The organism is Brevibacillus panacihumi (assembly GCF_003710985.1).
Lineage (GTDB): Bacteria > Bacillota > Bacilli > Brevibacillales > Brevibacillaceae > Brevibacillus > Brevibacillus panacihumi.
Genome location: NZ_RHHT01000040.1, coordinates 1 through 13,175, shown reverse-complemented (window position 1 = coordinate 13,175; position 13,175 = coordinate 1). Strand labels below are relative to the sequence as shown.

13 protein-coding genes are annotated in these 13,175 nt (G+C 51.0%); 3 read left to right on the top strand and 10 right to left on the bottom strand.

What is annotated here, in order from left to right:
* The first annotated feature begins 20 nt into the window (after positions 1-20).
* Both EDM58_RS18050 and EDM58_RS18045 read left to right on the top strand, forming a co-directional pair.
* On the top strand, positions 21-314 hold the full coding sequence (locus EDM58_RS18050; RefSeq protein WP_246000848.1) for a diguanylate cyclase: 294 nt from the start codon (positions 21-23) through the stop codon (positions 312-314).
* 37 nt (positions 315-351) lie between these two features.
* Entirely contained in the window at positions 352-546 is a 195-nt protein-coding gene (locus tag EDM58_RS18045) for a hypothetical protein (RefSeq protein WP_023557848.1), read from the top strand.
* 122 nt (positions 547-668) lie between these two features.
* Here the strand turns inward: EDM58_RS18045 and EDM58_RS18040 are convergent, their stop codons facing one another.
* The 5 genes from EDM58_RS18040 to EDM58_RS18020 form a co-directional block, all read right to left on the bottom strand.
* Positions 669-1,340, bottom strand: coding sequence for a hypothetical protein (locus tag EDM58_RS18040; protein WP_122914555.1), 672 nt, complete (start codon positions 1,338-1,340; stop codon positions 669-671).
* A 294-nt stretch (positions 1,341-1,634) separates the two neighbouring features.
* The gene (locus tag EDM58_RS18035; protein ID WP_122914554.1) at positions 1,635-2,501 is read right to left on the bottom strand and encodes an ABC transporter permease subunit; all 867 of its coding nucleotides are present in this window, start codon (positions 2,499-2,501) and stop codon (positions 1,635-1,637) included.
* On the bottom strand, positions 2,485-3,432 hold the full coding sequence (locus tag EDM58_RS18030) for an ABC transporter ATP-binding protein (RefSeq protein WP_122914553.1): 948 nt from the start codon (positions 3,430-3,432) through the stop codon (positions 2,485-2,487). Before EDM58_RS18030 ends, EDM58_RS18035 begins: the two co-directional genes overlap by 17 nt.
* 84 nt (positions 3,433-3,516) lie before the next feature.
* On the bottom strand, positions 3,517-4,695 hold the full coding sequence (locus tag EDM58_RS18025) for a DUF4367 domain-containing protein (RefSeq protein WP_122914552.1): 1,179 nt from the start codon (positions 4,693-4,695) through the stop codon (positions 3,517-3,519).
* Positions 4,692-5,240 carry an RNA polymerase sigma factor SigX gene (locus tag EDM58_RS18020; protein ID WP_023557854.1) on the bottom strand — a complete coding sequence of 183 codons (549 nt, stop codon included), beginning with the start codon at positions 5,238-5,240 and terminating at the stop codon, positions 4,692-4,694. The genes EDM58_RS18025 and EDM58_RS18020 overlap by 4 nt, the downstream gene beginning before the upstream one ends.
* 117 nt (positions 5,241-5,357) lie before the next feature.
* Here EDM58_RS18020 and EDM58_RS18015 point away from each other — a divergent pair, with 117 nt between their 5' ends.
* Positions 5,358-6,782 (top strand): L,D-transpeptidase, encoded by a 1,425-nt coding sequence (locus tag EDM58_RS18015; RefSeq protein ID WP_122914551.1) that lies wholly within the window; start codon positions 5,358-5,360, stop codon positions 6,780-6,782.
* Positions 6,783-6,886: 104 nt separating this feature from the next.
* Here the strand turns inward: EDM58_RS18015 and def are convergent, their stop codons facing one another.
* From def to EDM58_RS17990, 5 genes are all read right to left on the bottom strand, one after another.
* Positions 6,887-7,465, bottom strand: coding sequence for a peptide deformylase (gene def, locus EDM58_RS18010; RefSeq protein ID WP_122914550.1), 579 nt, complete (start codon positions 7,463-7,465; stop codon positions 6,887-6,889).
* Positions 7,462-8,742, bottom strand: a complete 1,281-nt coding sequence (locus tag EDM58_RS18005) for an MFS transporter (protein WP_183187551.1) — start codon at positions 8,740-8,742, stop codon at positions 7,462-7,464. Before EDM58_RS18005 ends, def begins: the two co-directional genes overlap by 4 nt.
* Before the next feature lie 165 nt (positions 8,743-8,907).
* Positions 8,908-9,732, bottom strand: coding sequence for a helix-turn-helix transcriptional regulator (locus EDM58_RS18000; RefSeq protein ID WP_122914548.1), 825 nt, complete (start codon positions 9,730-9,732; stop codon positions 8,908-8,910).
* Between the two features lie 89 nt (positions 9,733-9,821).
* Positions 9,822-10,172 (bottom strand): hypothetical protein, encoded by a 351-nt coding sequence (locus EDM58_RS17995; protein ID WP_023557859.1) that lies wholly within the window; start codon positions 10,170-10,172, stop codon positions 9,822-9,824.
* A 98-nt stretch (positions 10,173-10,270) separates the two neighbouring features.
* Positions 10,271-12,853 (bottom strand): transglycosylase domain-containing protein, encoded by a 2,583-nt coding sequence (locus EDM58_RS17990; RefSeq protein ID WP_122914547.1) that lies wholly within the window; start codon positions 12,851-12,853, stop codon positions 10,271-10,273.
* Between the last annotated feature and the right edge of the window lie 322 nt (positions 12,854-13,175).

The following is a 13,175-nucleotide window of genomic DNA, read 5'->3' as shown; positions in this document are numbered from 1 at the left end:
ATTTAGTTTAGCAGTTACAATTGCATGACAAAGATCTCTTTTTCCGTTACGGCGGAGATGAATTTATTATTCTTTTCTTTCAAAAGGATTGGCAGCAGGTCTCATCGATCTGGGAATCCATCCAGCAAGCGTTCGCAGAGAAAAACAGCAGCAGCGGCAAGCCTTACACGTTATCCGTAAGCCGAGGGCTCTATCAATGCGAAAAAGACACCGACTTGTCCATCGAAGAAATTATGAAGAGGGCTGATTGTGAGATGTATAAGGATAAGCAAGGGCAGCGCCTTTCTTCCTCCTTATCTGGAAAAATGGTATAATATTGGAATGTCAGTAGGACTTGGAGGAACATAGTTGATGGACCTTGGATTTGCTTTTGCTTCTTTTATTCCGCTTTTGCTGATGCTGGCCTTCTACGCCCTCATCATCTACCTGATCGTGCAAGTCATTCGTTTCATGAAACAAAAAACGCTCCATGACCAACAACGAAATGAAAAGCTGGACGCCCTGATCCAGCTCTTGCGTGAAAAAGAAAGAGAACAGCAACCCTAACGTAAGACGTTCTCTTTTGAATGAACAAGAGAAAAAGCATGACCATTCACATGTAGAATAGGTCATGCTTTTTCTCTATGTTTCAACATCATCTTTTTTATTACATAACCTCAATACTTCATTTAATCAGTGACTTTTTTAAGTTCAAAAGATGTTGCCTCTAATAACAAGATAAGCCTATCATTATTAACAATAAAAAAACTTAGAGGTATGCCAAGTTGTGTAGAAGAGTCATTTATTACTATGTATTTTACTGTATCATTATTATTTATATTTAAAGGATCGGGATCTGTTTGAAATAAACGATAAAAAGAGTCTGAGTTATCGCATATAAAATCAAGCCTATATAATGGGTTCTTCAGTTCGTGTTGATAATCATGATAGTTTTTAAGTCCTTTTGATGAAAAGAAGTCTTTTTTGATTATAAATTCATCACCAATTATTTTTTGCCCTGTTGGATATTCAGAAGCATCATTGTATGAATTTGCAAACCCCAAAAGTTTCTCAACTTTCCAAGTTCCATAGAAAGACTTTTCCGTTTCATCATCCAAATTTGTCCATACCCCATCACAGTATTCAGCGGTACTCTTTGGAATAATGGACTCATCAGTTTCAGATTCATGCTCACTGGTAGAATTTGTTTGCGAAGTATCTGCACCTTTGGGAACCGTTGTATTTTCTACGCTATTATTCGAAGTATTTGAAGTTTTTGTAGTTGATGCTGTTTGAACATTTTCACAAGCCGATGACAGCATCAACATGATCGTAATACAAACCAAGAATCCTTTTTTCATATTGCACACCCTGTTTTAATTTTTTTTACTAACCTGCCTCGTTAAAAAAAGACTACTATTGAATTTTGACAAACGCAAACTTCTAACAGGTTTTCATTTCCTTTGAAATGCTCTCTCTTATTTCACAATTATATCCTTTACGTCAAACACTTTATTGTTAATCCGATTCGTTGAGCAGGTATAAAAAATAGGGTACGGGAACCATTGCGATTCCGCACCCACTTCGTGTTGCGAATTCAATTCAAAAGAGAACGTCTTAACCCTAATGGCCGTTCTTTTTTTTATGTCTTCCATTCATACATCTCTTCGCTGAAAAATCCGGATCGCGATCAGCAATGCGACAAGTCCGTACCCAAGGGTGTAGTATAGCATTGCGGCGCTTGGCGGAGAAGAAGTGCCGAAAATCCCTTGGGAAGCAAAAGACAAGGGATTGTCCACCGCCTCAAACAAGGAGAGCATGCTCAGCCGAAACAAGGAATCGGTCGGAAAGATCAGGCTGGAGACAATGCCGATCTGAACGAGGGACTCTTGGTGTATCAAGGAGCCCAATTGTTCGACGAAACCGCCGATAAAGCTGATGCCATAAAGAATGATCAGGAAAATGCCGCCGGTGACGGTCGTCGTCATGCTGCTCATCAGCAGGGATACGCAAACCAGGATGACCGGCAGGAGAAGAAAGTAGCCCAGCCCTGTCATGACCTGCGTTGCACGCAGCTGCACGGCCATCTCACCGCCTCCGACCCATTGATTGATGGCGATCAGTCCCAGATAGAGCATCGCTGTATAGAGAATCAGCATGCTGGCCAGTCCCAGGAATTTACCGAGCATATATTGTCTGCGTGGCATCGCGCGCGCAAGCCACGTATCGATCTGATGGCTCTCGATTTCCGAAGCGATGCTCCCCACACTGCTCAGAATCGCCAGTAACGCGGCGATAATCGAGCCAAAATACAACCCCATTCCCAGCAATTGCGTCGAGAAAAACCCTTTCATCATCATCGCATCGCCAGAGGCCGCGCCCATTGTTTCCCTGACCTCGCGCGCGGCGAACCAGGTCGCGACGCCGAATAAGAGCAGGAACGCCAGTGACATCAAGACGGTGATGGTAAATATCCGTTTGGAGATCATCTCCCGGTATGTGATTTTAATGATTGGCCACATGCGTTTCCCTCTCCTTCTGCTGGACCCAGTACAAGAACACTTCCTCCAACGATTGTTGCTTGCGAACGACCTCGTGAACGGCAGCCCCACTTGCCACCAGCTCCTGCAAAAGAACAGGCACCCGTCCCTCCTGATCCAGCGTCACGAGCCAAGTCGCTTGCCCTTCCCGTTCCTTCAGCAAGCGCTGATCCGTTACAAACGGCAAATGGGCATGCCAATCCGCTGTCGCCTGCTCGATGGTGATCTCCACCTGGGGCTTTACTGCGCTTAGCTTGCGCCACTCTCCGGAAGCGACCAGCTCACTTCGGTGAATGATGCCGACATAATCACAGACGCTTTCCATCTCGCTCAGCAGATGACTGTTGAGAAAAATCGTTTTTCCCTGATCACGCAGGCGCGCAATCAGCTCCCGCACTTCTTTTCTGCCGATCGGATCAAGCGCAGATGTCGGTTCATCCAAAAAAATCAGCTCCGGGTCACTCAGCAGGGCGCAGGCCAAACCAATTCGTTGCTGCATCCCTTTGGAATAGCCGCGAATCCGTTCGTCGACCCGCCCGCCCAGACCGACAACCTCGACAACCTCGCCAATTACCCGGTCCCGCTGGCTTTTGGACAAGCCGCAGATCTCCCCGTGATGCTTGAGCAATTGCCTGCCGGTAAGCCAGTCCGGATAACGGAACAGCTCAGGCAAATAACCGACTTTTCGGCGTGAATCCACGCTTCCAATGGGGTAGCCGAGCATCGTCGCACTCCCCGCCGTCGGGTGCAGCAAGCCCAGCATCGTGCGGACAAAGGTGCTCTTCCCAGCGCCATTTTGCCCCAAAAAGCCAAATACAGAGCCGCGCGGAACTTGCAGCGTGATCTGCTTGCAGCCGCCTTTGCCGTCGTATTGCTTGGATAAACCTATCGTTTCGATGACATTGTCAGACATAGTACCCTCCCAGACTCTCAGACAAAATAAACGGGCAAAAGCAGAGCCCACCTCGCCCGGTAAGCTCTGCCAATTTGACAGCCATTATTTGACTTTTTTTGCGAAGGACATCAGTTGCTCGGCTTTGTCTTCCGCGCCGTCCAGCATGTGAATTGAGCCATTATGCTGCCAGATCAGGTAAGAGCGATGGGGCGATTCGATCAGCAAGCCCTCTTCGCCATTGACGTTTACGTTTTTCACCTGGCTGTCCTTGTCCTCGATGTAAGGCAGTGGCAAGGTGTGCTGCCAGTCATCCAGATTGACCATCTGTTTTTTGACGTTCTCCGGAATAAACGGCAGGGCCAGCACCGTATCGCGAAGTTCAGCAAGATCTACCCCTTCAGGAGCTTGCAGCTTCAATCCCTCCACTACATTGTAGGTAAAATCGGCATCTCCCGACTTCAGGTACAGGTTCATGGTTTGCGGTATTTGCAGCGAGAATGGCTTGCCATTCAGTTGGTCGTCGAAGCGTTTGTCCATGCCGACTTGCTCGAGCAGGCGATTCGCTTTTTCCGTATCGATTTCAAATTGGACGCGATGCGCAGCATGCACATCCACCCCATTGAAGCTGACGTCGCTCGGGAGCTCAGGAAGCTGGACGCCTGCCTTCTCCGCCTCTTCCTTCGACTCATACCAGACCGAGCCATCGCCGTTCTGATCCGAATCATCGATGCTGATTTTCCCGATTCCATTTAACTCCAATTCCCCGGCCTTTCCGGAGGACAGCCACATTTCCGCGTGCTGCAAATCCTCCGCGGTCACTTTGACGAATGCTACCTTGTCTACGCGAAAAATAGACAAGAGATCCTTGGCCGCCACTTGCACCTGCGGGATAGACAGCGCTACGGCGACTGCCGCTGCTGTCGATACACCTGTGATCCACTGTTTGGTTCGCTTGTTCATATGACTCCAACTCCTTTTATTCATCGGGCTGCTGGCAGGAGCGGCTCCTATTTCCGCATCCTGCTTGCCGATGTTCTGCTGATTGATCTGTTGGGAAAAACGTTGCCATGCTGCCTCCGTATCTACCTTCACTTCATGGGGCGAGGAGAGAAACGACCTCTCTACCTTCTCCCTGGTCCAATTCTCCAGTTCGGATAGTTCGGTAAAACGTGCTTGACAGATGACACAGTTTTCCAAATGCTGGGAGATGTTTTGAAACTCCTCATACCCGCATTCTCCGTCCAGGTACATTTGAAGCAAACCTTCAGCCACGCATTTCATTCAGCTTCCCCCCTCATCTGTTTGTAGATACTGCGGAATTTCAGCTTGGCGCGAGAGAGCAGCTTGCCCACTGACCCTACTTCGACACCTGTTGCTCTCGCCAGCTCCGTATAGGGAAAGCCGGAGTATTTCATGACCAGCAGTGTGCGCTCCCGTTCATCCAGTGCGGACAACACGTCGCGCACTTGCCCGATCTCATCCTGCTCCAGCCATATCTCTTCCGACGACGGCGCGGTATGTGTCCGCTCGGCTTCCACCTGCTCCTCTCGCGCATTTCTTCTCTTTTCCGATCGCAGATAGTTGTACGCTGCGTATATCGAAGCTTTGGACAGCCAGGCGGGAATATGCTCGATTACGGTTCGATCCGTACGGTAAAAGGTGAGGAAGACTTCCTGAGCCAAATCCTCCGCAGTCTGCTGGTCTTTGACGATCCGTACGATTTGCCGGACGACAAACGGATAATAGGCCGTAAACAGCTCTTGAAAGTTGTCCGCATCCTGCTTTCCTCTCATGGATTGAATCGCCAGTTTGGCCTGCACACCCACTTCCTTTCCTCCTTTCGCCTCGTTCATTTTATAGAAACCGCCGAATCAGGTTTTGTGACAAGTTCACGTAAAATTTTTTGCTGACTTTTCCGATACACCCAATAGGGAGGAGTTTACATGGAAAAGCTTTCCTTTCTCCAGGAAAAAAGTTCGTTTCACATGCGGTATCCGCAGCAGAGCGATCTCGCCTTTTACCGCTGGTTCACCGAGCAGTACCCGCAGGAAGCCATCGGCTGGTATCACCTGGGACGGGAGCATGAAGCACGCGGGGAACGAGACTTGGCGCTCGCCGCACACAGGCAAGCCTTGCACACCCGACCAGGTCCGTTCCAAGAAGAAGCGAGACAAGCCTTCCAGAACCTGCTGCGCGAACGGCAGAAGGAAGCCTGGAGGAGACGCTCCCGCCTTCTGCTTGGCTCTCTATTGTTTTTCTACCTGCAGTTTGTTTTTTCGCCAGGTTTGCTGACAGATCCGCTTCCGGCTGTTGCACCTGCACAGGCTGCATCCGAGTCGATGGCCCCCGCCACCATGGACAAGCCCCATGTGGAGGTCATTGCCGTACCGCCTTCGCTATCCGTCGAGGAAATGAAAAGTCAGGTCAGACGTTATTTGTTGGGGCGACGACCGGCTCTTGAACAGCCCTACACGGTCATGATCGTGCCTGAGGCTTTTGGCTTGCCGTTGTTTACACCGCTTTTGTTTTATCAACCCAAGGAAGTCCTTGGAATTGTCAAGTATCATCCGTCTTCACGCATGGTCCTGTCGGAGCAATGGTTTGCCCAGCCCGCAAGCTACCAGACGGAGAACGCATTGAGCCAGGCGAGAGAAGCATTCACCCGAGAGCAGATGGTCTATCAGCATATCATCACCTTGCGCAACGCCCTTTACCGCCATTATCAGCAAAAAGGAGCTTTGCCAGCCCGTCTGGAAGATCTCGCCGGAGCGTATCCCGGCAACAGTCTGCCGCAAATTCCGCTCCCGCCCGCCGAATGGGGGATGACATCTTATGCGTACCATCCAGAAAAATGGGACCCTGCCCTTGCTTGGGACAGCTTGCCGGAAGTCCTGCCCTTGCCCGGATATCCGGAGCCTGTCGTACCGCTTGAACCGATGCAGCTGCATCTTTTCCAGGCGAGCCACAGAGTGGAGTTGCGAAGCGGTTCCCACGTGATTCGCAGTCATCCGATCGGAATTGGCAAAAACCAGGCAACGCCAAACGGGCTCCATACGATCCTGCAAAAAATCAACAAGCCCCGCGGTCACGACAATATTTACGGCACACGTGGCCTCGTCTTCATGCCGGAGGGCTATGCCATCCACGGTACAAACGACCCGGCCAGTATCGGTCAAAACTCGTCTCTCGGCTGTGTACGGCTGCACAATGCCGACGTCGAGGAACTGTACAGCTTCGTCTCGCTGGGGACAGAGGTCGTCATCTCCGCCATGCCTTCCAGCGTGGAATGGAGCAATCCCGCCCCCTTCGTTCTGGCTGCAGGACCCGAGGAAGAGACGCCGCATGTGGTGTACAAATGGCTGCATTAAGGTCTGCTAGTCAGGACGTTTATGAACACCAAAAGTTACGTTCCACAAACAGGAAAGCGCGCCCTCTGAGAAGGAGGAGCGCGCTTTTTGGATACTTCCTTGTTTTACAAGGCCTCGATGGGAACACCGGCCGGCAGGAGATACGGATGCTTTTTATTGATGTGATCGTAGAACATGATCCCGTTCAAATGATCGATTTCATGCTGCATCACGATCGCCCCGTATCCCTTGAATGACAGGACGACCTCTTCGCCTGCCGGATTGTAGGCCCTCACCTTGATCCGCTGATAGCGGGGAACATAGCCTTTGACAGCCCGGTCGACGGAAAGGCAGCCTTCCCCCTCCGACAGATAGACCATCCCGACGGAATGGCTGATGATCTTCGGATTGATGAGCATGTACGCCTGCGACTCCCCCGTCTCGTCCGGGAAATACGCGGCAAACATGCGCTTATCCAGCCCGATCTGATTGGCCGACAGCCCCACGCCGGGGCGCAGGCGATATCGCTGGGAAAGCTCGGGGTCTTGACTGTTTTTCAGATACTGCAGCATGCATTGCAGTTCTTCTACATCCTCTGCCGCAGGAGGAATGCTCACTTCTTCCGTCACTTTGCGCAGAATCTTGGCCCCTTCGCGGACAATATCCTTCATCGTGATGACATAATCCTTGGTAAATTTGCTCACTTTCCAAACACCTCGTCTATCGTATCCTTCACACGTTTTTTCGTTTTCTTGCTTCTGTTCTCCTGCCGTGCGATCCTCGTATGCCTGGCTAGTCGGCTCTGGGCCACGTTAAACAGCGGGATGGCGAGCAGCGTCATCCCTGCCAGAACACCAAAGACCAGATGCCCCTCGGCAAATCCCAGCAGCTTGAGCAAATACCCCCCGAACCAAGGTCCGATGCTTTGTCCGAGAAAGGGAATACCGCTCGCCCCGAAGTACGTGCCTTTGGCATGCTCAGGCGCCAGCTCCTGAATAAAGACCTCCGACATGACAAAACAGAGAATCTCGCCTACTGTAAACAGTACCATGCAGAACAGAAGCGGCACAAGCGATTTGAACAGGCCAAAACCGAACAAACCAAGCGCGAACAGGACCGTCCCGAGCTGCAGCGACTTCATCGCGGGGAAGCGTCTCGCCAGGCGCAAGACCGGAACCTGCAACAGCAGGACAGCGACAGTATTCGCAGTCACCAGATATGAGAACAGCCGGACACCATCAGTAAATCCGGGAGCACTCCCCATGTATTGTACGAGAGTCGACTCCATCTGTGCATATGCTGCTGTCAAAAACATCATCCCGATGAGAAACGCGCAAAACACCTGATCGGAAATCACGACTGACAGTGCCTGTTTGACCGTAATGGCAGTCTCATCCGGCGCTTCTTTTTGCCTCACCGACGCTTGCGGCCACCTTGCTTGCAGCAAAAGGATGATCAGCAGGTAGAAGCCGTAGGTGCCGGCAGTCAGGAAAAACGGGGCCGCCGTCTGCGCGCTGCCTAGATATACACCTGCGATCGGTCCCAGCGCGGCACCCGCATTGATCGCCAGGTAACGTGCATGAAATACGGTGGCCTGCTCTTCTATGCTGGTCATATCGGACAGCAGCGCCTTCGAGACCGGCTCAAAAATATTGCGGAAAAATCCGTTTAGTGCGCTGATGAGAAAAAAAGCGAAGGGTGATTCGGCATAAGCAAAGCCCAGGAAGGTAAGCGCCCAGCCAAGCAAGGCCAGGATCATCACGGGATAGCGTCCATAGCGATCCGAGATCATTCCTCCCCAAAAGCTGCTGGCCACTCCGACCAAAAAGCTGATGCCAATCACTGCTCCGATCCAGTCCGCATCCATCCCTTTACTCTTGTATAGATAGATCGCCAAAAACGGCATGGTCATATACGTCGCCACTCTGGATAAAAAGGTCCCTGCAAGCAAACTCCACACGACAGGATGAAAACGAGCCATACGATCACCTTTTCTTTCTGATGCATTCTTTCCCCACTTTACATGGGGAGCGGTGATGGTACGGCGCAAAAATTGCCAAATAAACAGAGCAATTTTTACAGCAAAAAACCACGGAAAGTCAGCCGCGGTCACTGGGTTTGCTTTCTTTCAACAAGTGTCGGTGGTTTACTGCATCCTGCGAAACTCGCTTGGGCTCATGTGATGCTTTTGCTTAAACAAGCGCTCGAAGGTATTCAGACTGCCGAAACCGACGTCATAAGCAATCTGCGTGATGTCAGCTTTGGTTTCGATCAGTTTTTGCTTCGCTTTGGAAAGCCTGACTTCCGCAATGTAAGCGCTGGGGGTCTGCCCGAGGTACTCCTTGAACAAGCGGATGAGATAGTACTTGCTAATGCCTGCTTCTTTTGACAGGACGTCCAGACGCAGATCAAGCGACAGGTCGTCATGGATGCGGCGAAGCACTCTTTGCAGAGTCGGATGCTCCAAACGCGGCGTGCGCTGCTGCCAGCCTTCTGTATGGCTCCCTTTTCCCAGCGCAAACAGCAGCGAAGCCAGTTCGTATTCCAGCTCCAGCAACGGCGCTTGATCGCCATCTCCTTCCAGGGCAAGCTGCATCAGGCTCAACGCCCCTTTGCGTAGAGCCTCTGCCGGCCCTCCCATCCACGGCATAAACTCGACCTGCATTGCCTTCTGTTCCAAATGCTCCACCAATACCTGCTGCAAAAAAGAATGCTCCAGGTTGATCAACAGCACCTTCGCCGGTCGGTCGTTGGCAAAATGGTAGTGCTTCTCGCCAGGAGCCGTGATGCACCACAGATTTTCTTCCAGCCTGCGCGTCTCCTGCTGATAGCGGATATACGGAGAGCCGGCCAGCGGGATACTCAACTGAAAGTCGGTGCCATGCGCATGCTCCTCGGGATCTGCTGTATTAGGAGAAAATTGAATCATCATGACTTTGCTGTTTGTCAGTTTCAATTCGATTAGCTTCATGCATCCACACCTTCATTCGGCCATTTTTCCAGTTTACTCCATGTTTATCCAAAAAAGCGCGCCCCCTGCTGGAGACGCGCTCAACCTGACTATTTTTCTTCCTCTAGCTGGCCAATCTTCTCTTCTTGCTCCGCTTCCGGATTCCAGTAGTCGAGTACCTTGCCCTGCAAAACCTTGCCTTCGATGAACTGTACCTGCTGTTCTGTAAAGTCAGCCTTCCACTCAATCCCGAGTTCTTGGGCCAACCGCACCACAGTCAGCAATTCCGACCAAGCCACATACCTCTTATACCAGAAAAACTGGGGTTGCTCGTTCATGTATGGGTAAAGGTCATCAAAATCGGTGTGTTTACAGTCGAGAGCTCGCTCAAAATTCACCTTGGCACGGCGTAATTGCTCGATAAAAAATGGGGGTAAATCTGTTTTTGCGAAGTCAGACATAGACTTTCCCTCCTGTCTCCCGATTTATAGGTATTGTACCACGCGAAGAAAGTTGTGCAAATAGGTGAAACTGTTCGTATCTTTATCTATTCTGTCGATCAGCCGTGTGTGTCACCCGACTCTTCATCTGGCGGAGGAGGGAGCTCAATGCCCGAACCAGTTGAACCGGAATTCGGAATTCCCAAATCTGGCGGGATCACAGGGATGCCTTCACCCGAGTTCCCGGAATCCCCAGAGTTTCCGGAGTTTCCGGAGTTTCCGGAGTTGCCTGCATTTCCGGAATTCCCGTGGTTCCCCTGATTGCCTGGATTCCCAGAATTGCCTCCATTTCCCGAGTTGCCTGGAGGCCAAGGTTCATCTGTACCGCCATTGGAGTCGCCCGAATCCCAGGAATCGTCGCCTTCGATCGGATACTCGCTACCGTCCTGGTGATGCTGCTCCCCGCCTTCGAACAAATTCTCCAACGTCTTGGTGTCAACATCCACGATAGGGGAAGGCGTTCTTTCTTCTCCATCAGGTGTTCGCGGAACGACCACATATTGGTAAATGGTTGATCCATCGAGAACATCAACGTATTTGGTATCCGCCAGATTAGACGCGATCGGAATCCGTTCTCCATTCGCCTTGACACGATAGACATCGTACGTGTATTCCGGCAAACCGCCGATCCAGCTAAGCACCACGACCGGGTTGTTGTTATCCAGCGTCAGGACTGCCGCCAATTGAATCGGGAGATCTTTTACTTCCTCTTTCTCCTCCGTCTCCCGCATCCCGGCAGGCGGAACAAACTCGCTTGCCTTCACACCTTTTAACCCTTCTCCCAACACCTTGGAAAACATGCTGGCCGTCATGCTGCTGCCTTGTGTCATCAAATGCTGTTTGTCCTCGGGATCAAAGCCCATCCAGACCGCGGCGACGTATTCAGGCGTGTAGCCGACGAACCAGGCGTCCTTGTTGACGTTGCTGCCGCCAGCGATGGACTGTGTGGTCCCTGTTTTCCCCGCTACATGACGTCCGGAGATGCGGGCTGCTTTCCCGGTCCCTTCCTGAACGGCCCGCTCCAGCATGCGATGCACTTCCCAAGCCGACTCTGGCTTCAGAGCCGCAGTCTGCTTGGCTTCATGGACAAGCGATACGCCCAGCGCTTTGTTTTCCAGCTTGCTGATGGCAAAAGGCTCTGAGACGATGCCGCCATTGGCGAAAGCCGTGTATGCCTGGGCCATGCGCAAAGGCGAGGTCCCCTTGTTGAGACCGCCCAATGCGATGGCCAGATTCCGGTCCTCAGGAGTAAGCTCAATCCCGAATTTCTCGAGATACTTCAAGCTATTCCCTACCCCGATCTCATTCAACAGCCAGACGGCAGGCACATTGAGGGAGTCGATCAAGGCGCGGTTCATGCTTACCGAATCACTGTATTTATTGTTGTAGTTGCGCGGCTCATAGCCATTGAAGCTTTGCTTTTTGTTGCTCAAGGACGAATTTCGGTTCCACTTGCTGTTCAAGTCGATCGCAGGGGCAAAGACAGCCAACGGCTTGAAGGCAGAGCCTGGTTGGCGCTGCATCTGGGTCGCGTAGTTGAACCCTTTTGCCGCGTATTTGCGTCCTCCGACCATCGCTGCGATTCCGCCGTCTTTGGAATCCAGCACGATCATGGCAGATTCCACCTGGCGTGTAGCCCCGTCTTTCGGGAAGTTTTTCGGATTGCTGTATTGTTCAGACATGGCATCCTGCATTTTGGAATCGAAGGTCGTATAGACCATCCAGCCGCCCCGGTACAGTTCTTCCTCTTTGACGTCGTATTTGGTCTCGGCTTCATTCAACATATAATCAAAGAATGCCCTGTACTCTTTTTTCACACCCGAGCTCGGTTTCTTATGCTCTTTCTCTTCTGGCAGGGGCTCAGCTTGCGCTTGAATCTTTTGCTCTTCTGTAATGATGCCCTGCTCCGCCATCAAACGAATCACGGTATCACGGCGCTCTTTGGCACGATCCGGATAATTGAATGGCGAATAGTACGTCGGCGATTTCGGAATCGCTGCCAGCATGGCTGCTTCCGCGATCGAAAATTCGGGATCATCGACCGGCATGTCAAAGTAAAACTTGGATGCATCCTCGACCCCGAACTGTCCTTCACCCAGATAGACGCGGTTCAGGTACATTTCCAAAATCTGATCCTTGGAGAATCTGCGCTCCAAGCCAATCGCGATGCTCATCTCTTTTGTTTTGCGCCAAAAGGTTTGATCCAGGTTCAAAAACACATTGCGCGCCAGCTGCTGGGTAATCGTGCTGCCGCCCTCAGCCAGCGAACGCTTCTTGATATCGTTGATGATCGCGCCGCCAATCCGTACCATGTCAACGCCCTTGTGTTCATAGAAGCGTTTATCCTCCACGGCAAGGAAAGCTTTGATCAGAATTTCCGGCATTTCGCTGATTGGTTTGTATTCACGGTTCTTCTCACGGATCAGTCTCCCGATTTCTACACCGTGCTTGTCGTATATGACAGTCGGTTCGACTTTCAAATCCAACAGTTTCTGTTCATTTTCCGCAATCATCCGCTCTCCAGCGTAAAGGAGAGAGAAGTATCCCCCGACCACACTCAAGAGCAGGAAGATGATAAACGATACGGCAATCAACAGCAATTTGTTTTTCTTTCTGACTTTTTTCTTGGCTTTTTTTGCCATTTCTTACCTCCTGTTTTCTCTCTTCCCCCATCTTATAGACGGATACGATCGAAAAAAGTTTCTTCCCCGGTCCATTGTCTATCATTCCATACGAACAACGGTTTGTCACTGGAAAAAGCCTACCCTCCATGGTGATATGCTCCCCTTTAAGTAGACAGGTTTAAAAAACAAACCTACTACTTGGAGGGGAGTATTTCTTTTGGCTAAGAAGAATGAGTATAGTGGCGCGGAGAAATTGGCGATTTTGGAGGAGTTGAAAACAGGTGGGGGCACTCTGGTGGAAGTCGCCCACAAGTACAATCTCCATAAGAAGACCTTGCGA